The following is a 24,523-nucleotide window of genomic DNA, read 5'->3' as shown; positions in this document are numbered from 1 at the left end:
CCACCAGCAGGTAAACCTGTGTCAGGCGGGTGAGATGGGCAGGCGCAGCGCCGCCGGGGCGTCGGCGGGGACCACGGCGGCCTTCGGGGCGACGGGGGCGAGGCGTTCGTAGGCGGCGCCGAGCTCCGGGCGCGGGTCGTCCTCGCCGTTGTTCGGCCAGAACGCCATGGCGCGCTCGGCCTGGGCGGTGATGGTCAGCGAGGGGTTGACGCCGAGGTTGGCCGACACCGCCGAGCCGTCCACGATGTGCAGGCCGGGGTGGCCGTAGACCCGGTGGTAGGGGTCGATCACGCCCTCCTCCGGCGAGGCGCCGATCGTGCAGCCGCCGATGAAGTGCGCGGTCGTCGGGATGTTGAACAGGTCCAGCCACGTGCCGCCGGGCATGCCGCCCATCTCTTCGGCCAGCATCCGTACGGCGCGGTGCGCCTCGGGGATCCAGGTCGGGCTCGGCTCGCCGTGGCCGCGGCGGGCCCGCATGCCGCGCCCGGACGGCGACGGCACGACGGTGATCGAGTTGTCGCGGGTCTGCATGACCAGGGCGACGATCGTCCGGCGCGACCAGTCACGGAGGTTCGGCAGGCGGACGAGCTGGTGCGGGTGGGTCGCCGCCTGGCCGAGGAACTTGGCCCAGCGGGGCGCACGGCCGTCGCCGTCGATCAGCAGCGAGCGGAGCGCGCCCATGGCGTTCGAACCGGGCCCGTAGCGGGTCGGCTCGATGTGGGTGTGCTCGTCCGGGTGGAACGAGGAGGTGATCGCGACGCCGCGCGAGTGGTCGTCGCCCTTGCGGCCCAACCGCTCGACGCCCAGGATCGCCTCGGAGTTGGTGCGGGTGCGGACGCCGAGCCGGTCGGACAGGTGGGGCAGCGCGCCCGTCGTCTTCATCCGGTGCAGCAGGCGCTGCGTGCCGTACGTCCCGGCGGCCAGCACGACGTGCGCGGCGGTGAGCGTGCGCCGCAGCCTCCGCGCCCGCCGGCCCGTGCGCGTCACCTCGACCGTGTAGCCGCCCTCCGCCCGCGGGCGGAGGGCCGTCACCGTGGTCATCGGCAGGACCTTCGCGCCCGCGTGCTCGGCCAGGTAGAGGTAGTTCTCGGTGAGCATGTTCTTGGCGCCCACGCGGCAGCCGGTCATGCAGGAGCCGCACTCGGTGCACGTCGTACGGCGGGGGCCGGCGCCGCCGAAGTAGGGGTCCTCGACCCGCTCACCGGCCTTGTCGCCGAACAGGACGCCCACCGGGGTGCGGTGGAAGGTCTCCCCGCGGCCCATCCGCTCGGCGATCCGCTGGACCGCCTGGTCCGCGGGCGTCATCGTCGGGTTCGTCCGGACTCCGAGCATGCGCCGGGCCTGGTCGTAGAAGGGAGACAGCTCGGCCCGCCAGTCGGTGATGTGCCGCCACTGCGGGTCGGCGAAGAACGGCTCCGGCGGCTCGTACAGGGTGTTGGCGTAGACGAGGGACCCGCCGCCGACGCCCGCCCCGGCGAGGATGAGCACCCGGGAGCCCTTCTCCCCGCGCAGCAGGTGGATGCGCTGGATGCCGGTCATGCCGAGGCCGGGCGCCCACAGGTATCGGCGGGTGCGCCAGGAGGTCTTCGGCAGGTCGCGGTGGCGGCTCCCCGGATCGCCGTCCGGGTCGTCGAACCGCCGGCCGGCCTCCACCACGGCGACGCGGTACCCCTTCTCGGTGAGCCGCAGCGCAGCGACGCTGCCACCGAACCCCGAGCCGACCACGATCACGTCGTAATCCATGCGGGCTCCTACCTCAGGCGCAGACGCTTCATCGTCTTCAGGCCGCGGCTGAGCAGCGCCGCGTACTTGTCGTACGGCATGCCCATGACCGGTTCGAAACCGAGCCAGTGCTGGCTGGCGACGGTCTGGACCTCGGTGTACTTCAGCAGGCCCTCCGCGCCGTGCCGACGGCCCACTCCGGAGTCCTTCATACCGCCCATCGGCGCGTCGTAGGAGGCGTACGCCGAGGCGTATCCCTCGTTGATGTTGACCGTCCCGGCCTTGATCCGTACGGCGAGGCGGCGCGCGCGTCCCACGTCGCCGCTCCAGATGCTGGCGTTCAGCCCGTAGGCGGAGTCGTTGGCGAGCTCGACGGCCTCGTCCTCGTCGCGGAAGCGGTACAGCGACACCACCGGCCCGAATGTCTCGGACCGGCACAGCTCCATGTCGTCCTCGACGCCCGTGAGCACGGTCGGCTCGAAGAAGTACGGCCCGGCCTCCGGGCGGGGGCGACCGCCCGCGAGCACCTTGGCGCCCTTCTCGACCGCCTCCTCGACGTGCCGGACGACGGTGTCGAGCTGACGCTGGGAGGTGAGCGAGCCCATGTCGGCGTCGTAGCCGGCACCGAGCCGCATGTTGCGCACGCGGTGGGCGAAGCGCTCGGCGAACCGGTCGAAGACCTTCTCGTGGACGTAGAGGCGCTCGATCGAGATGCAGAGCTGGCCGGCGTTGGCGAAGCACGCGCGGACCGCACCCTGGGCGGCCTTCTCGATGTCGGCGTCGTCCAGCACGATCATCGGGTTCTTGCCGCCGAGTTCGAGGGAGTAGCCGATCAGCCTCTTGGCGGCCTGCTCGGCGATGGCCCGGCCGCCCCGGGTCGAGCCGGTGAACGCGACGTAGTCGGCCGCACCGATCAGCGGCTCGCCGATCTCGGCCGGGTCACCGACCACGACCTGCCAGATCTCGGGCGGCATCCCGCACTCGACCAGCAGGTCGATCGCCCACAGCGCGGTCAGCGCGGTCTGGGTGTCCGGCTTGTGGACGATCGTGTTGCCCGCGAGCAACGCCGGCACGGCGTCGGGCACGCTGAGCGCGAGCGGGTAGTTCCACGGCGAGATCAGGCCGACGACGCCCTTGGGGTGGCGGACCTCGATCGTCCGGGTCGCGAGCGGCAGCAGACCCTGGCGATGGCGCGGCCGGAGCATCCCCGGCGCGTGCCGGGCGTGGTAGAGCGTGCAGCCGGCCGCGTCCATGACCTCCTCGAACGCGTGCCGGCGCGCCTTGCCGGTCTCCAGCTGGAGGAGGTCGAGGATCTCCTCACGGCGGTCCAGGACCGCGTCGTGGAAGCGGATGAACGGCGCGGCGCGCTCGGCCGGCGACCGGCGCGCCCACTCCCGCTGCGCTTCGCGGGCGCGCTCGTACGCGGTCGCGACGTCGTCCGGCCCGGAGATCGGCAGCTCGGCGAGCGGCTCTCCGGTGAACGGCGTCCGTACGGCGGTGGTCCGCCCGCCGGAGACGACGCGGGCGGCCAGCCGATCGAGGCCGTCCGGTACGGGTGGTGGCGTGATCGTGGGGGCCTCGCCGGGCCCCGCGTCCGACGCTTCGGCGGGGGACGCAGCGGTTGCACTCATGGATGAAGCGTAGAACGTGGTTCGGCCCCTGGCTACCGCTCGGTAACCAAGACGTCCGTTTTGGGATGTCGGACAAGCTCCAAAGGTCATTTCGGCCGACTCAAGCACCGCCGAGCCGTACTCAACTTTCGTTTCCACTGGTGCGCCTTGAGAAAACCTTGTATCCCAATGTTGGAGGGGTGACCGGCAGTCGACGGAAGGGCAAGGATGATCTCCGACCCGCAGGAACGCGCCGTCCCGGAAGCGATGAAACGGACGACTCGTCAGGAGAAGCGCGCCCAGACCCGGGAGGCGCTGCTCGACGCGGCGGAGCGCCTGTGGGCCAAACACGGTATCCGGGGAGCGTCACTGGATGAGATCGCGGCGTCGGCGGGCATGACCAAGGGGGCGGTCTACTCCAACTTCGCGGGCAAGACCGACCTCATCCTGGCGCTGCTCGACCGGTACACCCAGGTCGAGTTCGGGCAGCGCACCTCCTCGGCACTGCGCGACCAGGGCCGCCCGCGCGCCGACCGCTGCGCCGACGCCGGCCGCCACTACGCCAGCCGGCTGTCCGCGGAGGAGACGCGGATGAAGGCGCTGCTGCTGATGGAGCTGTGGCTGTTCGGCATGCGCGACTTCTCGGCCGGCTGGCGCATCGCCGACTGGTACCAGAGCCACCGCGAGGGCCTCGCCGCCGGGCTGCGGACGGGCGGCGACGACCTGTCGGCGGAAGACCGCGCGTCGCTGGCGATGGCGATCGAGTTCGGGCTGGCGCTCCAGCACCTGCTCGACCCGGACCGCGTCCCGGCGGAGCTGTACGGCCCGGGAATGAACCTCGTCCTCGGGCCCGCGATGCCGTAGCGCCTGCCGCGCTCACTCGCGGCTGTGGTTGGCGTCCTCGGGGTCCGGGGGTTCCAGTACGGCGTCGGGCACGGAGTCCGCGCTCTTGACCGTGTGGCCGTGCTTGAACACCGCGTCGAAGTTCCCGGCGTACTCCTGCTCCAGCCGCGGGTCGGCCACGGTGATCATCGCCTCGTCGTGGCCGTGGAAGCCGACGGTCGTGTAGTTGGGGCTGCCGGTGAAGACGACCTTCTGCGCCCGGCCCTGGTACTGGCCGTCGATCAGCAGGTACTTCGAGTGGGCGTACGTCGTCCGGCCGCCCTCGGTGAGATACCGGGTCTCGGGGCCGCCGTGCCGCCCACCCTTCTTGACGAGGGAGCGGAGGGTCTTCGGGCCGACGATGTCGAACACGACCTGTACCCGGCAGCCCGCGTCGTCCAGCTTCCACAGCCGCCGCGCGATGGGGCCCCAGGTGAAGTGGCCGAGGCTCAGCCTGATCCGGGTACCGCCGGTGCACGAGACCTGGTCCAGCGCCTGGCTGATCGGATCGCCCTTGGCCCAGGGGAAGAAGTCCAGGCGATACCGCCCGGCCTGCACGGTGCGGTGGTAGTCGAGCTTGTGATGCTGGGCGGCCAGGTCCTGGAAGTAGGACAGGTAGGCGGCGTAGACCGCCGGATCCTGCAGGACGAGCGCGTCGTTCCACTGGGTGTCACGGGCGCCGTCGGTGGCGTTCGCGGAGGTCTGCACGATCATGTCCTGCGCGCCGCCCGTGGTGGAGAACAGGAAGAACTTGTTGTGGTTGAACTCCGGCCCGATGCAGCCGCGATCCTCGTCGCACACGACCACCCAGGAGTCCTTCTTGGTGTCGGTGCCGAGCCCGCGCTTGAGGCGCTTGAAGGCGGCGTACGCGGTGGACTCGTGGTCGAGCACGACCTGCACGCTCACGTGCCGCTTGGCGGCGGCGACGAGTTGCGCGGCGGTGTCCGTGCTGGAGAAGTGGTACATCGCGATGGCGATCCGGCTGCCTTTGGGCGTCCCGGCGATCAGGCGGGCGACGCGGGTGGAGATGGCGTCCTGCTTCGCCGTACCGCTGACCGGGGAGTTGAAGATCGGCCCGGTCCGCGGCACGGGATCGTCCCCGGCGACCGATGCCCGGGCGTCGACCGGCACCCCTGCGACGGTCGAGGTACGGGCGGTCGAGCCGCGGATGATCGAGGCCCGGGCGGCCGAGGGAGTGGCGGCCGAGGTACGGATGGCCGAGAGGTGGGCGACCGCGGCCGGGATCGCCGCAGGGGCCGTGGTGGCGCCGACGGCCAGCGCCGAGGCCGCGATCACGGCCCTGGCGGCCGGCACGAACTTCACCACACGAGCTCCCGAAGTGGACACCAAGCGCTAAAGCACTCAGAAAGCGCTTGAAGTGCCGAAAGCGTACAGGAGTTACGGTCGCCCAGAACAGGTCTATACGGTCAAGAGTTATCCCGAACCTCCTGGTCAGCCCGGCGAACACTCCCCGACTCCGCCGAGTCAGCCGGGGCTCCTGCGGCGGATTGAGGCGCACACCGCCAGCCGACCCGCCGACGTCGCGCACCAGCTTCTGGACGCGCTGGTGAGCGACGACGGGTTCCCGCCGCACCGGCGTCGGTGACCACGCGGAAGCGCCGGGCTGCGGCACACCTAACTTCCCGAAGCGGTGCGACGAGGCGATCTGTGAACCGCGCGGGCACCGCCATGACGATCCGAAGGCGCCGCTGACCGACGTCACCGACGAAGACCCGTCCTAGGGCTGGGCCGCTCACCAGATCATCCACGCCAAGCGACATCAACGAGTCTTTGCGAGGGATCCCGACCATTCCCGGCCGGAGAAGCTACTCCCAGACAAGGCAACCGAAACCGCGCTTCGGGAGACGCTGCGTTTGTGCAACATCGCCGCGAACCACGCCTCCCGTCGCGCTTTCGACACCGGCATTGTGGGGAAGACGTCTTTGCAGCGTCTGGTTTACGGCGAGTTAAAGCAGCTGGGGTTGTCCGCCCAGCCCGCGATACACGCGGTTCGAAAGGTCGCGGGGGCCTACGCGACGTTGAAGGCGAATCTGAAGGCGGGGAACTACGGCCCCGAAGGCTCCAAGCGGCGCGCCAAAGCAGAGAGCACGCCGATCCGGTTCCGTAAGGACGCCGCCCAACCATTCGATGATCGTTGCTTGTCCTGGCAGCTCGATGCCCGCACGATCTCGATCTGGACCGTCCACGGCCGATCGGGCCGTATCCCGTTCCAATGCTCGTTGGAGCAGATGAACCTCCTGGGTGAGTATCGGCGTGGCGAGTCAGATCTGGTGTTCCGAGGCGGAAACTGGTACCTGTACGCGACCTGCGACATCCCCGAACCCGACACACGCGAACCCGAGAAAGGGTTCCTCGGCGTCGACCTCGGCATCGCCAACATCGCCGTCACCTCCGACGGCACCGTCCACGCCGGCAAGCATGTGAACCAGGTCCGGCACCGCAACCACCGCCTCCGCAAGCGCTTGCAGAAGAAGGGCACTAAGTCCGCGAAACGGCTGTTGCGGAAGCTGTCGGGCCGGGAAGCGCGTTTCGCGGCCGACACCAACCATCGCATCTCCAAGAAGCTGGTGACCGAGGCTGAACGCACCTGTCGCGGCATCGCCCTGGAAGACCTGGGCGGTATCCACGACAGGGTACGGCTCCGCAAGCCCCAGCGGGTCACCCTACATTCTTGGAGCTTTCAGCAACTCGGCGGCTACATCGCTTATAAGGCGGCCCGTGCCGGGGTGCCGGTGGTGTTCGTGGACCCCCGTTACACCTCCCAGAGGTGCAGCGCGTGCGGCCACATCAGTAAGAAGAACCGGCCTGATCAGGCCACCTTCGCTTGCATGTCGTGCGGCTTCGCTGAGCACGCCGACATCAACGCAGCCCGCAACATCGCCGCGCGTGGTGTGGCGGGCTGGGCAGTGAGTCACGCTGCCGACGACGCGGCCTGACCCGTACCCGCCAGGTGCGGATCATAGCTGCAAGCTCAGCCCTTTCTTCAGGGTCGAGAAGCTGACGGAGATGCAGACCACGGTGGTCCCGTGCGTCCGCGCTGGGCAACGGCGTCCGGTACGGCCTCGGCCTGACCAGCACCCCGCTGAGCTGCGGCGGCGTCGCCTGGGGCCACGGCGGCGACTTCCCCGGCTACCACACCAGCGACGCCGTCACCCAGGACGGCCGCGCCGCCACCATCGCCGTCACCGAGCTGCCGAGCAGCCCGACCCGGCTCCAGCACCTGACCGCCGACATCGACACCGCCCTCTGCCGGTAACCTCCGGCTCACCATCGGCGGCGGCCACCAACGGCCGCCGCCGATACGGCGTTCGATCGGCCCGTCAGAGCGACCTGCTCGCATTGACGTACTCGACGCCGAGTGCCTGCAGCAGGGCCAGAGCCTCGGCGCCGGGGGATCCTGACGGCGCGCTGTAGAGCACGAGGTGCTGGTCGCGGTCGGTGAGCGCGAGCGAGTCGCAGTCGACGGTGATCTCCCCGACGACCGGGTGACGGAAGGTCTTCGTGAGCATCGGGGCGGCCTGGACGTCGTGCCGCTCCCAGAGCCGGGCGAACTCGGAACTGCCGTGGCGGAGCTCGTCGACGAGTCCGGTCACCGCGGGGTCGGAGGGGTAGCGGGCGAGGGTGGATCGGAGCTCCATCACGACGTGGTGCCGGAACTCCGCGGCGTCGGAGATCCCGTACAGCGTCGCATCGGCGTCCGCCGGCCCGAGGAATGCCCGGCGCGCGAGATTGCGGTCCTGCGGGGCGACCTCGGCGAAGTCCTCCATGAGCGCGGCCGCGAGGTCGTTCCACGCGAGCACCTCGAACGCGGCGGACATCACGAAGGCGGCCGTCTGCGGCAGCCGCTCGAGGAGCGCGAGGATGCTCGGGCGGACGTCACGCCGGTGCAGTCCGGTACGGCGCGGCGCGGTGCCCGCGAGGACGTGGAGGTGATCGGACTCGGCGTCCGTGAGCCGCAGCGCACCGGCGATCCCGGCGAGGACCTCGCCCGACGGCCGCGGCGCCCGGCCCTGCTCGAGCCGGATGTAGTACTCGGTGGAGATGTGCGCGAGGACCGCCACCTCCTCGCGGCGAAGACCCGGTGTCCGTCGTCGCGAGCCTGAGGGAAGGCCGACGTCCTCGGGCCGGAGCCGCTCGCGACGGCTGCGGAGGAACGCCCCGAGCTCCTGCTTGTCCATACCCCAAGTCTGCACGCCGCGCGGCGACGCATCCTGGTACCGCCTGTGCCTGCCTCCGGCCCGGAGGCCGGCCGGACACTGTCGCCATGACGAACGACATCGACAGCACACCGATCGGCCTGCTCACCGGCAAGGTCGTGTTCATCACCGGCGCCAGCCGCGGCATCGGGGAGGCCGCGGCCCGGCTCTGCGCCCGCGAGGGCGCCGCCGTCGTGCTCGCCGCCCGCGGCACCGACGCCCTCCAGCGGATCGTCAGCGAGATCCGCGCCGACGGCGGCGTCGCCGACGCCGTCACCCTGGACCTCGCCGACCGTGCGAGCGTCCGCGCCGCGGTCGACCGCGTCGAGGAACTGCACGGACGGCTGGACTGCGCCTTCAACAACGGCGCGACGATCCAGCGGCCCGGTCCGCTCGACGCCACGAGCGACGAGGACATCGACGAGCAGTTCGCGGTGAACTTCCGCTCGCACTGGACCGCCATGACCGCCGAGGCCGCACTCATGCGACGGAACGGCGGCGGGGCGATCGTCAACACCTCCAGCATCGGCAGCCGCCGCGCGAACCCCGCTCTCCCCGCGTACGGCGCGATGAAGCGCGCGCTCAACAGCATCACCGAGACCGCCGCGGTGAGCTGGGCCCGTGATGGCATCCGGGTGAACGGCATCACCCCCGGCGGCACCGCCACGGAGATGATCGACGCGTGGGAGGCGGCGACGCCCGGCATCATCGAGCAGGCGAAGGCGTCGATCCCGCTCGGACGGATGGCCGAGCCCCACGAAGTCGCCGAGGCCGCCGCATGGCTGCTCAGCGACCGAGCCTCGATGGTGACCGGCGCCATCGTGCCGGTGGACGGCGGCGCCGGCGCCTGAAAGGACGAGCCCGGGCAAGCCGTCGTCGAGAGGGCGGGCGCGAACGTGGGCCGGGCCTGGTGCCGCCGTGGCGCGAAGTGGTTACGGGGTCATCGTCGGGACGATGTCCGGGACGCCGCGCCGGGTGGCGTCGGCCTCCAGGTCGCCCTCCTGTTCTTGGGAGATGCGTTCGGCCTCGACGCGCTTCTCGTAGTACTCGATCTCGCGCTCGGTCTGTTCGTTGGACCAGCCGAGTTCGGGGGCGAGGAGTTCGGCCACCTCGCGGGCGGCGCGGACGCCGCGGTCCCACGTCTCGATGGAGATCCTCGTGCGGCGGGACAGTACGTCGTTGACGTGCCGGGCGCCCTCGTGGGTGGCGGCGTAGACGATCTCGGCGCGCAGGTAGTCGTCCGCGCCCTCGATCGGGCGGCCCAGGTCGGGGCGTTCGCGGATGAGGGACAGCAGGTCCTCGACCAGCGTGCCGTACCGGCGGAGCAGGTGCTCGACGCGGGCCACGTGCAGGCCCGAGGACTCCGACAGGCGGTGGCGGGAGTTCCACAGCGCCTGGAAGCCGTCACCGCCGATCAGCGCGACCTGGTCGGTGCACGAACCCGGCACCTTGCCGTCCAGGCCGTGCGCCACCGCGTCGACGGCGTCCTTGGCCATGACTCGGTAGGTGGTGTACTTGCCGCCCGCGACGACGACCAGGCCGGGCACCGGGTGGGCCACGACGTGCTCGCGTGACAGCTTCGACGTCTCGTCCGACTCGCCGGACAGCAGCGGCCGCAGCCCGGCGTACACGCCCTCGACGTCGTCGTGCGTCAGCGGCACGTTGAGCACCGCGTTGACGTGTTCGAGCACGTAGTCGATGTCGGCCTTGGACGCCGCCGGATGCACCTTGTCGAGGTCCCACGGCGTGTCGGTGGTGCCGATGATCCAGTGCCGGCCCCACGGGATGACGAACAGGACGGACTTCTCCGTACGCAGGATGATGCCGCTGGCGGAGTGGATGCGGTCCTTGGGCACGACGAGGTGCACGCCCTTGGAGGCGCGTACGTGGATCTGCCCGCGACCGCCGACGAGCTCCTGGATGTCGTCGGTCCACACGCCGGTGGCGTTGACGACCTGCTTGGCGCGGACGTCGGTCTCCGTCTCCGACTCCAGGTCGCGGATGCGCACGCCGGTGACGCGCTCGCCCTCGCGCAGGAAGCCCACGGCCTGCGTACGCGAGGCGATCTGCGCGCCGTACTCCGCCGCCGTGCGCAGCAGCATCGTGACGTAGCGGGCGTCGTCCACCTGGGCGTCCCAGTATTGGATGGCGCCGACGAACGAGTCGCGCTTGAGCGACGGCGCGACCTTCAGCGCCTTCGTACGGGTGAGGTGGCGGTGATGGGGCACACCGCGTGCCGTGCCCATCGACAGGGACAGGCCGTCGTAGAGCGCGACCCCGGCGCCGATGTAGCCGCGCTCCCATACCCGGTGCGTCATCGGGAACAGGAACGGCACCGGGCGTACGAGGTGCGGGGCGATGCGGCTCAACAGCAGACCGCGTTCGGTGAGCGCTTCGCGTACGAGCTCGAAGTCGCGCTGTTCGAGGTAGCGCAGCCCGCCGTGGATGAGCTTGGACGAACGCGAGGAGGTGCCCGAGGCGAAGTCGCGCGCCTCGATCAGTGCCACGGACAGCCCGCGCGTGGCCGCGTCGAGCGCCACCCCGGCGCCGACGATGCCACCGCCGACCACGACGACGTCGAACTCCTCGGTGCCCATGCGTTTCAGCGCGGTCTCGCGCTCGGCCGGGCCGAGACGCGAGGTGCCGAGTCCGTTCACCGACTGCCCATCTGCCATTGCGCACTCCCTCGCGTCGTCCGTCGCGTCGCGTCGTTTCGTTCTGCAAGCACCACGCTTTGGCTTCCTCCCTCGCCTAAAGGCGGGGGATTCCAGCGGTCGCCCGCTGGAATTCCTGCTTCACCGACGACCGCCCCGTCCGGGAGGACTCCCGTTGAGGTCTTACACCGTCTCCACAGGCAGACGCCGCCAGCCCGGCGGCCAGGATGTTACGTGCCGCGTTCACGTCGCGGTCATGCACGGTGCCGCAGTCGCACGTCCACTCGCGGACGTTCAGCGGCATCTTCGCTGCGACCGTGCCGCAGGTTCCGCACAGCTTCGAGCTGGGGAACCAGCGGTCGATCACGACGAGCTCGCGCCCGTACCAGGCGCACTTGTACTCCAGCATCACGCGGAGGTCCATCCAGGCCGCATCGGAGATGGCGCGCGCGAGCGTGCCGTTCTTCAGCAGGTTGCGGACGGTGAGGTCCTCGATCACGACCGTTTGGTTCTCACGGACGAGTCGAGTCGACAGCTTGTGCAGGAAGTCGCGGCGCCGGTCGGCGATCCGCGCGTGGACCTTGGCGACGCGATGGCGGGCTTTCTCCCGGTTGGCCGAGCCCTTCACCTTCCGCGACAGCTCCCGCTGCGCGCGGGCAAGGCGGGCGCGGTCACGCCGCTCGTGCTTCGGGTTGGCGACCTTTTCCCCGGTGGACAGGGTCACCAGGGAGGTGATCCCGGCGTCGATGCCGACCGCCGCCGGGGTGGCAGGGGCCGGGGTGATGGTGTCCTCGCACAGCAGGGACACGAACCAGCGTCCCGCCGCGTCGCGGGACACGGTCACCGTGGTCGGCTTCGCACCCTCCGGGAGCGGACGCGACCACCGGATGTCCAGGGGCTCCGCCATCTTCGCCAGAGTCAGTTGCCCCTCACGCCACTTGAACGCGCTACTGGTGTACTCGGCCGACGCCCGGGACCTCTTCTTCGACTTGAAGCGCGGGTACTTGGCGCGCTTGGCGAAGAAGTTCCCGAACGCCGTCTGCAAGTGGCGCAGCGCCTGCTGAAGCGGAACCGAGGACACCTCCGTCAGGAAGGCCAGTTGCTCGGTCTTCTTCCACTCCGTCAGCGCCGCCGACGACTGCACATAGGAGACACGGCGCTGCTCGCCGTACCAGGCCCGTGTGCGCTCCTCCAGCGCCTTGTTGTAGACGAGGCGGACGCAGCCGAACGTGCGCGACAGCTCAGCCGCCTGCTCGTCCGTGGGGTAGAAGCGGTACTTGAAAGCCCGCTTGACCAGCTGCGTCATTCCTCACACCGTATCAGGTTCCGTGTGAGCGGGCGTGTCGGCCGGTGAATGGTGGACGCCGGTCCGCCCTGGCGACAAACCGGCTTTTCCTGCCCCGCTCCGCAGGAGCTTCGTTTCCTCCCCCGGCTGAAGCCGGGGGTATCCACGAAGGAGAGACCCGATGACGGCGTCACTTCAGCGACAAAGCAGGGTTCAGTGCGGTGCGACCACGACCTGCACACGCTGGAACTCCTTCAGGTCGGAGTACCCGGACGTGGCCATCGCACGACGTAGTGCACCGATGAGGTTCATCGAACCGTCGGCGACGTTCGAGGGACCGTAGAGGATCTGCTGCAGCGTGCCGATCGAACCCACGTCGAGCCGGGTGCCGCGCGGCAGCTCCTCGTGGTGTGCCTCACTGCCCCAGTGGTAGCCGCGCCCCGGCGCCTCGGCGGCCCGCGCGAACGGCGAGCCGATCATCACCGCGTCGGCGCCGACCGCGAGGGCCTTGGCGATGTCGCCGGACTGCCGCATGCCGCCGTCGGCGATCACGTGGACGTAGCGCCCGCCCGACTCGTCGAGGTAGTCGCGCCGGGCGGCGGCGACGTCGGAGATCGCCGTGGCCATCGGCACCGCGACGCCGAGCACCGTGCGGGTCGTGTGCCCCGACCCGCCGCCGAACCCGACGAGCACGCCCGCCGCGCCCGTGCGCATCAGGTGCAGCGCGGCGGTGTAGGTGGCGCAGCCGCCGACGATGACCGGGACGTCGAGGTCGTAGATGAACTGCTTGAGGTTGAGCGGCTCCGCACGGCCCGAGACGTGCTCCGCGCTGACCGTCGTGCCACGGATGACGAACAGGTCGACCCCGGCGTCGATGACCGCCTTGTGGTACTGCGCGGTGCGCTGCGGCGACAGCCGGGCCGCCACGGTGACGCCCGCGTCGCGGATCTCCTTGATGCGCTGCCCGATCAGCTCTTCTTTGATCGGCTCGGCGTACAGCTCCTGAAGCCGCTTGGTCGCGGTGCCGTCCTCCAGCGAGGTGATCTCGGCGAGCAGCGACTCGGGGTTCTCATAGCGGGTCCACAGCCCTTCGAGGTCGAGCACGCCCAGCCCGCCGAGGCGTCCGATCGCGATCGCGATCTCAGGGCTGACGACGCTGTCCATCGGGGCGACGACCAGCGGCATCTCGAACCGGTACGCGTCGATCTGCCAGGCCACACTGACCTCTTCGGGATCGCGCGTGCGGCGCGAGGGGACGATGCCGATCTCATCGAGCTCGTACGCCCTGCGGCCGCTCTTCCCCCGCCCGATCTCAACCTCAGCCATCTGATGTCCCTTTCCATGGCTCGGCCGCGACCACCCTCGTGGTCACGGCCGAGAAAGTCTCTTTCAGCGGACCTGGTAGTTGGGCGCCTCGACCGTCATCTGGATGTCGTGCGGGTGGCTCTCCCGCAGACCCGCCCCGGTGATCGGCATGAGTACGGACTTTTCCTTCAGGTCCCTGATCGTGCGGGAGCCGGTGTACCACATCGCCTGGCGCAGGCCACCGACGAGCTGGTGGGCGACGGCCGCGATCGGCCCGCGGTAGGGCACCTGGCCCTCGATGCCCTCGGGGATGAGCTTGTCCTCGCCCTCGACCGTCTCCTGGGAGTAGCGGTCCTTGCTGTAGGAGCCGCCGCGCTCGCGGTTTTTCATCGCGCCGAGCGAGCCCATGCCCCGATAGGTCTTGTACTGCTTGCCGTTGATGAAGATCAGCTCGCCGGGGCTCTCCTCGCAGCCCGCGAGCAGCGAACCCAGCATCACCGAGTCGGCCCCGGCCGCGATGGCCTTGGCGATGTCGCCCGAGTACTGCAGGCCGCCGTCGCCGATCACCGGTACCCCGGCGGGACGGCAGGCCAGCGCGGCCTCGTAGATCGCGGTCACCTGGGGCGCGCCGACCCCGGCCACCACCCGCGTCGTACAGATCGAGCCGGGGCCGACCCCGACCTTGACCGCGTCGGCGCCCGCGTCGACCAGCGCCTGGGCGCCCGCGCGGGTCGCGATGTTGCCCGCGATGATGTCCGCGCGGGTGTTGGCCTTGAGCTTGGCGACCATGTCGAGCATGCCGCGCGAATGACCGTGGGCGGTGTCCACGACGATCACGTCGGCCCCGGCGTCGACCAGCGCGCGGGCGCGCAGCTCGGCCTCCTCGCCCACGCCCACCCCGGCGCCGACGATCAGCCGGCCGGCGGAGTCTTTGGTGGCGTCGGGGTACTGCTCGCTCTTGGTGAAGTCCTTGACGGTGATCAGCCCGCGCAGCCGGTCGCCCTTGTCGACCAGCGGGAGCTTCTCCACCTTGTTCTTTCGCAGGAGGGCGAACGCGTCCTCACGGGACACGCCGACCGGGGCCGTGACCAGCGGCATCGGCGTCATGACCTCGCGCACGGGACGGGAGGTGTCGGTCTCGAACCGCATGTCGCGGTTGGTCACGATGCCGACCAGGACGCCTTCCTCGTCGGTCACCGGCACACCGGAGATGCGGTAGTGGGCGCACAGGCGCTCGACGTCGGCGAGCGTGTCACCGGGCGAGCACGTCACCGGGTCGGTGACCATGCCCGCCTCGGACCGCTTGACCAGGTCGACCTGGAGCGCCTGTTCTTCGATCGGCAGGTTGCGGTGCAGCACGCCGAGGCCGCCCTGACGGGCCATCGCCACGGCCATCCGGGCCTCGGTGACGGTGTCCATCGCCGCGGAGACCAGCGGGATGCGCAGGGTCACCGAGCGGGACAGGCGTGTCGACGTGTCGGCCTCACCCGGCGCGAGATCGGAATAGGAGGGCACGAGCAACACGTCGTCGTAGGTGAAGCCCTGCGGGGCGAACTTTGCGGGCTCGGGCGCGGAAGTCATTGGCATCATCCGATGGGGTGCGATATCGGGCCAGGTCAGCGGATCCTGGTTACATCCTAGAGCGAGGGGGTTGCTGACAAGGCCCGTTGGGTGGGGCTGTGGACAACCGGGAGCACCCCTGTGAACCCTGAACCCTAGCCGGACTGGCCCTCTTCGCTGTCGATCACGCCGTCGACGTAGCCGCGGGCGTACTCCCAGCTGACGTAGTCGCTCGGCTCGGCGGCGATGGCCGGTTCGTGCACCCGGGCCAGCCCTTGGTCGAGCAGGTGCCGCAGGTTGCCGTACAGCAGGTCCCAGTCGATGTGATGAGGCTTGCCGCAGTCGGTGCAGTCGACCGTCAGGCCCTTGATGCCCAACGGCTCCAGGAGCGCGCGGAAGACCTCGAGGTCGGACAGATCCGCGAGCACGTCCTCACGCTCCGTCATGCTCAGCGGCTCGACCTCGTCATCCAGGTCGCCGAGCGCGGCGGCCGGGTCTTCCGGATCATCCGCGAAAGGATCGAGCGGGGCGTCATCGTGCACAAACCCACGCTACTGCGCGGCGCAAGTGGTGGGTGCCGGGTCCGTCACACCAATGAGCAGGCCGACGCCCGCCACGGCGTCGCGGTGAGCCTCAACTGAGCCTCAGCTGATCCCGTCCGAAATGATCAGGAAGAAGGCCGAGATGGCCCTGCGTAGCGTGAACCAGTAGCTCAGCCGCCAGATCGCGGGGAAGGCCGGCAGCGTCGGGTGGAAGATCCGCCATCTCGTGTCGCGCCTGGCACCGCACAGGTGACAGACGCCCGCCCACAGGCACGCCAGCGGCCAGACCACCAGGTGCAGCGCGAACAACACCGGGGTCAGCAGGAAGGTGACGAGCCAGTACACGCCGTAGAGGGCGAAGAACGGCGACAGGACGATCAACAGGAGCACCCGGCCGACGGTCCCCCAGAAACCGCGTCCGCGAAGCCGCAGCAGCGGGAACCGCGGGCGGTCCGCCGAGCCAGGTCGCCCCGGACGCGGAGCGGCCGACGGGCCGGTCCGAGACGGCGGCGCGTGCTGGGGCGTAAGAGGCGTCTGATGCCACTGCCCGTGCCCACCCTGCGGCGGCCGTCCCCCCGGGGGCGGTGGGCCGCTTTGTCCGTGATTCTGGCCCGTCACGGGGTCACCGTATCTTCGATGGTCACTCGAGACCGTTGGTGGCCACCATCAGCCGCCGGAGGCGGACAGGCCTCAGGGGGTGGAGGTGCGCTCCGGCCGGTACGGCGACCCGTGCCAGCCGTCGTTCGAGGCGTGCGCGTCCGTATGGCTCGACGGGTGGTGACCATGGCCGTCCACCGGCGATCGCGTGGTGCCGCGCGACGGCCGGTGGCCCCAGTGAGTCCACGGCGACCGCGAATCGTCGGCGGCGCGAGGCGCGGAGTCCTCCGACGGTACGCCGCGCGGGCGCTTGTCCGGCGGGCGCCGCGCCGGCATGCGGCGGCCGGTCAGCATGGTGTTCGTGTCGGCCACCGGGTCGTGGCGCTGGGCGTTCTCGTTGGAACGTTCCGCGCCGTTGACTCCGGCCGATCCGTGGGTGCCGCCCATCGCGCCGAGATCCTTGCCCCCGCCCGCGGCGGCGGCACCGGCCGACGTCAGCACCATCGCGGCCACGCCGAAGGTCACGAACACGCGGACGCCCCGGCGGCACTGCCCCTGGAGGCCGCACGGCACGCGTGACGGAGGGGCGGGCAGCGGCGGAGCACCCGCGTCGACGTCGGCGACCAGCGCCGCCAGCAGGGCGGCCGCCGGATCGTCGGAGGAGGAGCGGCGGACGTCGGCGAGGCGGCGGGTGGAGAGCGCGTCGAAGAGCTCGTCGCTGCTGCTCACGGCACTGATGTCGAACGGATCGGGGGTGGTGGCACGACCACGTGTCAAGCGATCGACTCCTCACTTGCCATCGCTCGAAGCCGGGCGATGGCCCGGTGCTGCGCGACGCGTACGGCCCCCGCTGACATACCGAGTACATTACCGGTCTCCTCCGCGGAGAGACCGGCCACCACCCGCAGAAGAACCAGTTCGCGCTGGTGTTCCGGCAAGCGGTCGAGCAGGTCGCGAGCGCGCTCGGCCTCGATGTAGCGCACGACCGTCTCCTCCGGCCCCGGCCCCTCGTCGGGCCCGTCGGGCAGGTCCTCGGTCGGCACGGCCGCACGGATGGCGCTGCGCAACGCGTCGGCGATCTTGTGTGAGGCGATGCCGAAGACGAAGGAGGCGAATGGCCGGCCCATGTCACGGTAACGGGGCAGGGCCCCGAGCACGGCGATGCACACCTCCTGCGCCACGTCGTCGGCGATGTGGTATTGCCCGGACACCCGGCCGAGTCGCGCACGGCAGTAACGGACGATCATCGGGCGCACACGCCCGATCAGAGACTCGACCGCCGCCGGGTCTCCCTGTACGGCGAGATTCGTCAAGTCGCGGAGATCACTTTCATCCCCTTTGGCCGGACGGCTCAGCCGTAGATCGTCGGCAGCACCCCGATACGTGGCCCCGGCGATTGCTCCCTCGGTCACGAGAGCATGATGCCCATCGAGATCGCGCCTGTCTGCCTCGTTGATGACAACGGAATGGTCACAGTGCACGATCGAGCGGCCATTTCTCACTCATTGTAGCCGCACACAAGCTCACTGTCAGCGTTGTGCGTCATTTGCAACACACATTCCGTGAGCAGCAGGCTTTCGGGAAATTATTGGCATCCCTCGCAAGTCCAGCCTACGCGGGGCCGCCGAACACAAAGAAAGGCCCTCGCCGCACGGCGCGGCGAGGGCCCGGAAAAGACCGGCCGGTATCAGTGGCCGTGGCCGTGGCCGTGACCGCCGGCCGCGGCGTCGGGCTCTTCCTCCGGCTTGTCCGCGACCAGCGCCTCGGTGGTGAGGAGCATGCCCGCGATCGACGCGGCGTTGGTGACCGCCGAACGGGTCACCTTCACCGGGTCGATGACGCCCTGCGCGATCAGGTCGCCGAACTCGCCGGTGGCGGCGTTGAAGCCGTGCCCGGCCGACAGCGCCTGGACCTTGGAGACGACGACGTAGCCCTCGTTGCCGCCGTTCTCGGCGATCCAGCGCAGCGGCTCGACGAGCGCCTTGCGCACGGACTCCGCGCCCGTGGCCTCGTCGCCCGACAGGCCGAGCGCGTCGAAGCCGCCCTTGGCGACGTGCACCAGCGCGCTGCCGCCGCCGGAGACGATGCCCTCCTCGATGGCCGCGCGGGTCGCGGAGATGGCGTCCTCGAGACGGTGCTTCTTCTCCTTCAGCTCCACCTCGGTGGCCGCGCCGACGCGCAGCACGCTCACGCCGCCGGCGAGCTTGGCGAGCCGCTCCTGGAGCTTCTCGCGGTCCCAGTCGGAGTCGCTGTTCTCGATCTCCTGGCGGATCTGGCGGACCCGGTCCTCGATGGCGGAGGCCTCGCCCGCGCCGTCGACGATCGTGGTGGCGTCCTTCTTCACCGTGACGCGGCGGGCCGTGCCGAGCATGTCGAGCTCGACGCCGTCCAGCTTGAGGCCGACGGCCTCGGTGATGACCTGGCCGCCGGTGAGCACGGCGATGTCCTCGAGCATGGCCTTGCGGCGGTCGCCGAAGCCGGGGGCCTTGACGGCGACGCTGACGAAGGTGCCGCGGATCTTGTTCTGCACCAGGAGCGCCAGGGCCTCGCCCTCGACGTCCTCGGCGACGACCAGCAGCGGCTTACGCGTCTGGGCGACCTTCTCCGCCAGGGGCAGGAAGTCGTTGACGTTGGAGATCTTGCCGTCGTGGATGAGGATGTAGGCGTCCTCGAGGACCGCCTCCATGCGCTCGGGGTCGGTCACCATGTACGGCGACAGGTACCCCTTGTCGAACTGGAGCCCCTCGGTGAACTCCAGCTCCAGGCCCATCGTGTGGGCCTCCTCGACGGTGATGACGCCGTCCTTGCCCACCTTGTCGAACGCCTCGGCGATCAGCTCACCGATCTTGGCGTCCTGGGCGGAGATGGTGGCGACGTGCGCGATCGACTCCTTGTCGTCGACCTCGCGGGCCGACTTGAGCAGCTCGTCGGAGACGTACGCGGCGGCGGCGTCGATGCCGCGCTTGAGGCCGATCGGCGAGGCGCCGGCGGCGACGTTGCGCAGGCCCTCGTGGACCATGGCCTGGGCCAGGACCGTCGCGGTGGTGGTGCCGTCACCCGCGATGTCGTTGGTCTTGGTGGCGACCTCCTTGGCGAGCTGGGCCCCGAGGTTCTCGAACGGGTCCTCCAGGTCGACCTCGCGTGCGATGGTCACACCGTCGTTGGTGATCGTGGGGGCGCCCCACTTCTTGTCGATGACGACGTTGCGGCCACGCGGGCCGATCGTCACCTTCACGGCGTCGGCGAGGGCGTTGACACCGCGCTCGAGCGAGCGCCGCGCGTCCTCGTCGAAGTCCAGGATCTTCGGCATGAGAGAAGCTCCAAGTAAGGGATGTACGTCAGATATGCGCTAGAAGCACACAGCCCCGGCCGCCCGCAGGGGCCGACCGGGGCGGTGCATCTGTCTTCAGTTGTTACTTCTCGACGACGGCGAGCACGTCGCGAGCGGACAGCACGAGGTAGTCCTCGTTGTTGTACTTGACCTCGGTGCCGCCGTACTTGCTGTAGAGCACGACATCCCCGACCTTGACGTCGAGCGGCACGCGCTTCTCGCCCTTGTCGTCGAAGCGGCCCGGGCCCACGGCGAGGACGGTGCCCTCCTGCGGCTTCTCCTTGGCGGTGTCCGGAATAACCAGACCTGACGCAGTTGTCTGCTCGGCCTCGAGGGGCTGGACGACGATGCGGTCCTCGAGCGGCTTGAGAACAACCTTGGTGGCGGTCGACACGATCTGACCTTCCCCTTCGATTGCGTATCCTCGGCCGACCGAAGCGGCCAGCCGCATGATGGAGACGCGACCACGGTGGCCTGCCGTCGCGGGTGCCAGACCAGCCTGTCGCTTGATTGGCACTCTACTGATGAGAGTGCCAGTCATGGAGATTATGCCGTGCTCGGGTACCCGTCAACACGGGCCCGCGCCTACGGAGTCCGCCGCCCGTGACCTGCCCCGATGACACGTCCGGCGCGCCGTGTGACTCTCCGGCGCCCGCGGCCGGTGTCGTACGGCGACCGGGCGTCGCTACCTTCTTCGGGTGGACATCGCCGCTTTCGAAGGCCTGCTGACCCCCGGCGGCCAGGCCCTGCTCGGCGAGACGGGCGCGGCCGACGTGAGCGAGGGGGCGCTGCTGGCGACGGCGTCGCGGCTGCGCGCCCGCCATCCCCCGGAGCTGGTCGGGGCCGCGCTGACCCAGGTACGCCTGCGGCAGCGGGCGCGCGCCAAGTTCGGCGCCGACGCCGACCGCATGTACTTCACGCCGGCCGGCCTGGAGCAGGCGACGCGGGCGAGCGTCGCGCGGCACCGGGCCCGGCGCTTCGCCGCCCACGTGCAGGGCGCCGGCAGCGTGCTCGACCTCGGCTGCGGCATCGGCGGCGACCTGGTCGCACGCGGACGGGCCGGCTGCCACGGCCTGGGCGTCGACCTGGACCCGCTGACCGCCGCCGTCGCCCGCGCGAACGTGGCGGCCTTCGGGCTGGAGGACTCGGCGTCCGTACGCGCGGGTGACGCGGTCGCCCAGGACCCCGCGCGGCACGCCGCCGTCTTCGCCGACCCCGGGCGGCGCACGTCGCGTGGGCGGGTGTTCGACCCGGAGGCGTACGAGCCTCCGCTGACCACCGTGCTCGGCCTCGCCCGTACGGCGCCGGCCGGCTGCGTGAAGGTGGCGCCGGGCATCCCGCACGACGCGGTGCCGGAGGGGGCCGAGGCCGAGTGGATCTCCGACGGCGGCGAGGTCAAGGAGGCGGCGCTGTGGCTCGGCGGCCTGTCCGGGGCCCGGCGGGGCACGACGCTGCGCCGGGCGACCGTGCTCAGGGAGGGCGCGGAGCCGGCCACGATGACGGCCGACCCGGCCCTCGGGCCGCCCCCTGTCGCGCCGTGGCGGCGCTACCTCTACGAACCGGACGGAGCGGTCATACGCGCCCATCTCGTCGCAGAGGTCGCCGCCACGCTCGGTGGGGCGCTCGCCGACCCGCGCATCGCCTACGTCACCTCCGACACGCTGCGCCCCACGCCGTTCGCCCGCGCGTACGAGATCCACGACGTCCTGCCCTTCTCGGTCAAACGCCTGCGGGCGGAGCTGCGGCGACGCGACGCCGGCACCCTGACGATCAAGAAGCGCGGATTCGCCGTCGACATCGAACGTCTCCGGCGCGACCTGCGGCCGTCCGGGTCGCGGGAGTGGGTCGTGGTTCTGACGCGGGTCGGCGAAACACCAACGGCACTCATCTGCGAAGCCCGCCGACACCAGGTCACGGCAGAAGACACGCCACCCTAAGGCAAACACTGCGACTATTGCCGTATTGGGTTGACTACTCTTGGCAGCGGCCGCAATCCGCGCCGCGGGGGCGCGACAGGAGGAGCGCCCGGCCGGGCGCACGGGGGAAATGGGGAACGACGATGACCGACGCCGTGCTGCAATGTCCCAAGTGCGGCGTCGCCATGGCCGGTTTTCACCGCGCCGGCGTCTCCCTGCGGGAGTGCGGCGCGTGCCGCGGCGTCTTCCTCGGCCGTGGCGAGCTGGACCGGCTCCTCGGACGCGGCGCCTCGGGCGCGGCCGGGACGAACGCTCACGCGATGCCCGCGCCTTACGAAGGCCGTCACCGCCGCGACTAAAACGGCATTCCGCTACTCCGGGATAATGATCTCTTTTCCCTGAATTTCTTTGCTTACGCTCGATGACCATGGTCGGCTCATTAGAGTGACCCTTCGCGACGCACGCCACTGCCATTTCCGCGCGCAGGCCGGCGACCCGGCAAAACGAAGGAGCTCCCCGGGTGGACACCAATCACAACTTCCTGCAGACAGGAGGTCAACCGGTCTCGGACCGAATGCGGGAATTGCTGGCCCGCGCTGCTCAAGATCATGTTTACGAGCAACGCTCGACAGGTCAGGTCCTCGACGAGATCCATCAGCGGCTCGAAGGCATCGAGTGGCTGCTCCGCGAGGTGCGCGAGCGCGAGCTCAGCGGCCTGACGACCCAGCTCGACTCGGTCCGCGGCCAGGTCGACGAGCTGTACGGCAAGCCTCCGGAGTGGGCCGAGGGGCTGGCCGAGCACATCGAGTCCGTCGGCGAGAAGGTCAAGCCGGTCGCCGAGCTGCCCTCGCTGTGGGCCGACGTCGGCGTCATCGCGGAGAACGTCGACGAGGGCCTCTCCCGCATCCAGAACGTCCTCGACTCGAGCAAGAGCATCACCGACGCGACGCTGCGGGCCGCGCAGCAGATGGACGACCTCACCAAGCGCCTCGACCGGCTGGCGGGCACGATGGAGGCCGCGTCCGTACGCTTCAACCGGCTCGACAAGACCCTCGCCGACCTCGGACACCGCTCCGAGAAGCTCGAGCACCAGATCAACGCCGTGGCCGGCAAGGTCGACCAGTCGCTCGGCGACATGGCCGAGCGCGTCGAGCAGGGGCTCGACGCGGTGAACGGCAGGGTCGAGGGCGTCGGCGGGCGCCTCGACGGCATCGACGGCCGCGTCGAGGGCCTGTCCGGCAAGATCAAGGGCATCGAGGGCCACTTCCAGGGGCTCGAGGCCAAGATCGAAGGCGTCGACGACCGCGTCGACGGGGTCAACCAGCGCATCGGCCAGCTGCCGGTCACGCTGGAGATCGGCGAGTTGCACCGCAAGCTCGCCGCCATCGGCGACCGGCCGTTCATCGACCCGACCGACCGCTTCGACGCGCTGGAGAAACGCCTCGCCGAGGCGATCGACCCGCTCGTCGACGAGCTGCGGGCACGGCCCGACCGCGACGAGGCCGAGGAGACCCTGTCGAAGATCGTCGAGTCGTCGCGCTCCGACCTCACGAAGCACATGGAGATCCTCCGGGAGGACCTGCTGCGGCAGGTCGGCGGTGTGCACGAGGACGTGAGCAAGAAGGTCGACGGGGTCCAGCACGACATGACGCAGCGCATGATCTCCGTCCACGAGGACCTCATGAAACGGCTCATCACGCTCGAGGAGACCATGCTCGCGCTGGCCGAGGCGCTCTTCCGCCCGCGCCGGGAGACCAAGGAGTGACGGCGACGGCCGCTCCGGCCTTGTCCCGGAGCGGCCTTTTCGTCGCCCTTTGCGCGGAACGCTACTCCCATGGGCATTTGCGCGACTTTCTGGGTTAATAGCAGACCCAAGAAGATCGTTGTGCCGCAATGACATGCCGTTTACTTCACCTTGGATTGATAAAATCACTCCCGATACGGTTCGGAATCCGTTTGGATGGGACCCGTGACCTTCCCCAGATTCTCAGAGCCACTGAGCGCTGCCACGCTGCGCTGGGTCGAGGAATGCCTGGGGCCGGGCAGCGAGGTGAAGATGGTCCGGCCGCTCGTCGGCGGCCTGTCCCACATCAACCACGCGCTGCTCGCGGAGAGCCGCTCCGGCACCGTGCACCGGCTCGTGCTGCGCCGCTGGGCCTCCGCGTCCTGGCCGGACATCGACATCGAGTTCTCGCCCGAGCGCGAAATCGCCGCGCTGACGCTCCTGGCGGGCTGTGAGATCCCGACACCGTCGCTCGTGGCCGCCGACCCCTCCGGAGCCCACTGCGAGACGCCGACGCTGCTGATCACGCGGCTGCTCGGCCATCCGCCGCGACCGGCGCGCGAAGAACTCCCCGAATACCTCATCCAGCTCGCCGCCGGCCTGCTGTCGGTGCACGCGGTCGGGGGCGCCTCCACGATGCCGCCCTACCGCCCGTACAACCACCTCGACGTACGCCTCGCACCGATCAACGCGCGGCACCCGGCGCTGTGGGAGCGGGCGTTCGACATCGCGGCCGGCCCGTGCCCGGGCGCCACGCCGCACTTCATCCACCGCGACTACCTGCCCGACAACACCCTCTGGGCGTACGGGCGGCTCACCGGCGTCGTCGACTGGTCCAGCGCCTCCCACGGCCCGGCCGCCGTCGACGTCGCCCACATGCGATGGAACCTCGCGCTCCGCTACGGGGTCGCGGTCGCCGACCAGTTCCTGGGCGCGTTCGACCAGGTCTCCGGCGGCTACCGGCACAACCCCTACTGGGACCTGCGCAGCGTGCTCGACCTGCTGCCCGAGCAGCCGCTGCGGCCGATCTCCCCGGGCGACATCCCGCTGCTGGAGGAGTTCCTCGAACGGGCGCTGATCGAACTCGGCGCTCCGGCCGCGCGGTTCTGACGGCGGTTC

Annotated in this window: 21 protein-coding genes; 7 read left to right on the top strand and 14 right to left on the bottom strand. The window is 70.1% G+C overall.

Annotation, left to right across the window (positions count from 1 at the left end; all coding sequences use genetic code 11):
- Positions 1-21: 21 nt before the first annotated feature.
- On the bottom strand, positions 22-1,743 hold the full coding sequence (locus OG417_RS05890; protein WP_329250831.1) for a GMC family oxidoreductase: 1,722 nt from the start codon (positions 1,741-1,743) through the stop codon (positions 22-24).
- Between the two features lie 8 nt (positions 1,744-1,751).
- A complete protein-coding gene (locus OG417_RS05885) occupies positions 1,752-3,353 on the bottom strand; it encodes a succinic semialdehyde dehydrogenase (protein ID WP_329250828.1) in 1,602 nt (533 codons plus the stop codon).
- Positions 3,354-3,560: 207 nt separating this feature from the next.
- Here OG417_RS05885 and OG417_RS05880 point away from each other — a divergent pair, with 207 nt between their 5' ends.
- Positions 3,561-4,196 carry a TetR/AcrR family transcriptional regulator gene (locus OG417_RS05880; protein WP_329250824.1) on the top strand — a complete coding sequence of 212 codons (636 nt, stop codon included), beginning with the start codon at positions 3,561-3,563 and terminating at the stop codon, positions 4,194-4,196.
- Positions 4,197-4,208: 12 nt separating this feature from the next.
- On the opposite strand, the gene OG417_RS05875 is transcribed toward OG417_RS05880, so the two are convergent.
- Positions 4,209-5,540: a phospholipase D-like domain-containing protein gene (locus OG417_RS05875; protein WP_329250821.1), complete on the bottom strand. Its 1,332-nt coding sequence runs from the start codon at positions 5,538-5,540 to the stop codon at positions 4,209-4,211.
- 437 nt (positions 5,541-5,977) lie between these two features.
- Between OG417_RS05875 and OG417_RS05870 the strand changes: the two genes are divergently transcribed.
- Positions 5,978-7,171 (top strand): RNA-guided endonuclease InsQ/TnpB family protein, encoded by a 1,194-nt coding sequence (locus tag OG417_RS05870; RefSeq protein WP_329262130.1) that lies wholly within the window; start codon positions 5,978-5,980, stop codon positions 7,169-7,171.
- Positions 7,172-7,555: 384 nt separating this feature from the next.
- On the opposite strand, the gene OG417_RS05865 is transcribed toward OG417_RS05870, so the two are convergent.
- On the bottom strand, positions 7,556-8,413 hold the full coding sequence (locus tag OG417_RS05865; protein ID WP_329250820.1) for a helix-turn-helix transcriptional regulator: 858 nt from the start codon (positions 8,411-8,413) through the stop codon (positions 7,556-7,558).
- Between the two features lie 86 nt (positions 8,414-8,499).
- Between OG417_RS05865 and OG417_RS05860 the strand changes: the two genes are divergently transcribed.
- Positions 8,500-9,282, top strand: a complete 783-nt coding sequence (locus OG417_RS05860) for an SDR family NAD(P)-dependent oxidoreductase (RefSeq protein ID WP_329250819.1) — start codon at positions 8,500-8,502, stop codon at positions 9,280-9,282.
- Positions 9,283-9,363: 81 nt separating this feature from the next.
- Here OG417_RS05860 and glpD read toward each other — a convergent pair whose 3' ends face one another.
- The 10 genes from glpD to groES all read right to left on the bottom strand — a co-directional run bounded on the left by glpD (position 9,364) and on the right by groES (position 20,099).
- Entirely contained in the window at positions 9,364-11,106 is a 1,743-nt protein-coding gene (gene glpD, locus OG417_RS05855) for a glycerol-3-phosphate dehydrogenase (RefSeq protein WP_329250817.1), read from the bottom strand.
- A gap of 76 nt (positions 11,107-11,182) precedes the next feature.
- Complete coding sequence (locus OG417_RS05850; protein ID WP_329250813.1) at positions 11,183-12,391, bottom strand: RNA-guided endonuclease InsQ/TnpB family protein; 1,209 nt, start codon at positions 12,389-12,391, stop codon at positions 11,183-11,185.
- Positions 12,392-12,583: 192 nt separating this feature from the next.
- Positions 12,584-13,696 carry a GuaB3 family IMP dehydrogenase-related protein gene (locus OG417_RS05845; protein ID WP_329250810.1) on the bottom strand — a complete coding sequence of 371 codons (1,113 nt, stop codon included), beginning with the start codon at positions 13,694-13,696 and terminating at the stop codon, positions 12,584-12,586.
- Positions 13,697-13,759: 63 nt separating this feature from the next.
- A complete protein-coding gene (gene guaB, locus OG417_RS05840) occupies positions 13,760-15,256 on the bottom strand; it encodes an IMP dehydrogenase (RefSeq protein WP_329250807.1) in 1,497 nt (498 codons plus the stop codon).
- Positions 15,257-15,390: 134 nt separating this feature from the next.
- Positions 15,391-15,777: a DUF5319 domain-containing protein gene (locus OG417_RS05835; protein WP_329250804.1), complete on the bottom strand. Its 387-nt coding sequence runs from the start codon at positions 15,775-15,777 to the stop codon at positions 15,391-15,393.
- A 102-nt stretch (positions 15,778-15,879) separates the two neighbouring features.
- Positions 15,880-16,167, bottom strand: coding sequence for a hypothetical protein (locus OG417_RS05830; protein WP_329250801.1), 288 nt, complete (start codon positions 16,165-16,167; stop codon positions 15,880-15,882).
- Positions 16,168-16,467: 300 nt separating this feature from the next.
- Positions 16,468-17,151, bottom strand: coding sequence for a hypothetical protein (locus OG417_RS05825; RefSeq protein ID WP_329250798.1), 684 nt, complete (start codon positions 17,149-17,151; stop codon positions 16,468-16,470).
- Complete coding sequence (locus OG417_RS05820) at positions 17,148-17,729, bottom strand: sigma-70 family RNA polymerase sigma factor (protein ID WP_329262127.1); 582 nt, start codon at positions 17,727-17,729, stop codon at positions 17,148-17,150. Before OG417_RS05820 ends, OG417_RS05825 begins: the two co-directional genes overlap by 4 nt.
- Positions 17,730-18,061: 332 nt before the next feature.
- Positions 18,062-19,684: a chaperonin GroEL gene (gene groL / locus OG417_RS05815; RefSeq protein ID WP_329250796.1), complete on the bottom strand. Its 1,623-nt coding sequence runs from the start codon at positions 19,682-19,684 to the stop codon at positions 18,062-18,064.
- Between the two features lie 103 nt (positions 19,685-19,787).
- Positions 19,788-20,099, bottom strand: coding sequence for a co-chaperone GroES (gene groES / locus OG417_RS05810; RefSeq protein WP_141956791.1), 312 nt, complete (start codon positions 20,097-20,099; stop codon positions 19,788-19,790).
- Between the two features lie 304 nt (positions 20,100-20,403).
- On the opposite strand from groES, the gene OG417_RS05805 reads away from it, so the two are divergent.
- From OG417_RS05805 to OG417_RS05790, 4 genes are all read left to right on the top strand, one after another.
- Positions 20,404-21,642 carry a class I SAM-dependent methyltransferase gene (locus OG417_RS05805; protein ID WP_329250793.1) on the top strand — a complete coding sequence of 413 codons (1,239 nt, stop codon included), beginning with the start codon at positions 20,404-20,406 and terminating at the stop codon, positions 21,640-21,642.
- A gap of 122 nt (positions 21,643-21,764) precedes the next feature.
- Positions 21,765-21,980: a TFIIB-type zinc ribbon-containing protein gene (locus OG417_RS05800; protein WP_329250790.1), complete on the top strand. Its 216-nt coding sequence runs from the start codon at positions 21,765-21,767 to the stop codon at positions 21,978-21,980.
- A gap of 215 nt (positions 21,981-22,195) precedes the next feature.
- Positions 22,196-23,386, top strand: coding sequence for a hypothetical protein (locus OG417_RS05795; protein ID WP_425550861.1), 1,191 nt, complete (start codon positions 22,196-22,198; stop codon positions 23,384-23,386).
- Between the two features lie 204 nt (positions 23,387-23,590).
- A complete protein-coding gene (locus OG417_RS05790) occupies positions 23,591-24,514 on the top strand; it encodes a phosphotransferase family protein (protein ID WP_329250785.1) in 924 nt (307 codons plus the stop codon).
- Positions 24,515-24,523 lie beyond the last annotated feature (9 nt).

The sequence above is a fragment of the Actinoallomurus sp. NBC_01490 genome (assembly GCF_036227085.1).
Lineage (GTDB): Bacteria > Actinomycetota > Actinomycetes > Streptosporangiales > Streptosporangiaceae > Actinoallomurus > Actinoallomurus oryzae.
The sequence above is the reverse complement of the archived record's forward strand: the minus strand, read 5'-3'. Positions and strand labels throughout refer to the sequence as shown.

What these genes read in the sequence shown, in the direction of transcription:
- OG417_RS05890 (WP_329250831.1), bottom strand. Translation starts at nt 1,743, where the DNA reads ATGGATTACGACGTGATCGTGGTCGGCTCGGGGTTCGGTGGCAGCGTC.
- OG417_RS05885 (WP_329250828.1), bottom strand. Translation starts at nt 3,353, where the DNA reads ATGAGTGCAACCGCTGCGTCCCCCGCCGAAGCGTCGGACGCGGGGCCC.
- OG417_RS05880 (WP_329250824.1), top strand. Translation starts at nt 3,561, where the DNA reads ATGATCTCCGACCCGCAGGAACGCGCCGTCCCGGAAGCGATGAAACGG.
- OG417_RS05865 (WP_329250820.1), bottom strand. Translation starts at nt 8,413, where the DNA reads ATGGACAAGCAGGAGCTCGGGGCGTTCCTCCGCAGCCGTCGCGAGCGG.
- OG417_RS05860 (WP_329250819.1), top strand. Translation starts at nt 8,500, where the DNA reads ATGACGAACGACATCGACAGCACACCGATCGGCCTGCTCACCGGCAAG.
- glpD (WP_329250817.1), bottom strand. Translation starts at nt 11,106, where the DNA reads ATGGCAGATGGGCAGTCGGTGAACGGACTCGGCACCTCGCGTCTCGGC.
- OG417_RS05850 (WP_329250813.1), bottom strand. Translation starts at nt 12,391, where the DNA reads ATGACGCAGCTGGTCAAGCGGGCTTTCAAGTACCGCTTCTACCCCACG.
- OG417_RS05845 (WP_329250810.1), bottom strand. Translation starts at nt 13,696, where the DNA reads ATGGCTGAGGTTGAGATCGGGCGGGGGAAGAGCGGCCGCAGGGCGTAC.
- guaB (WP_329250807.1), bottom strand. Translation starts at nt 15,256, where the DNA reads ATGACTTCCGCGCCCGAGCCCGCAAAGTTCGCCCCGCAGGGCTTCACC.
- groL (WP_329250796.1), bottom strand. Translation starts at nt 19,684, where the DNA reads ATGCCGAAGATCCTGGACTTCGACGAGGACGCGCGGCGCTCGCTCGAG.
- OG417_RS05800 (WP_329250790.1), top strand. Translation starts at nt 21,765, where the DNA reads ATGACCGACGCCGTGCTGCAATGTCCCAAGTGCGGCGTCGCCATGGCC.
- OG417_RS05795 (WP_425550861.1), top strand. Translation starts at nt 22,196, where the DNA reads ATGCGGGAATTGCTGGCCCGCGCTGCTCAAGATCATGTTTACGAGCAA.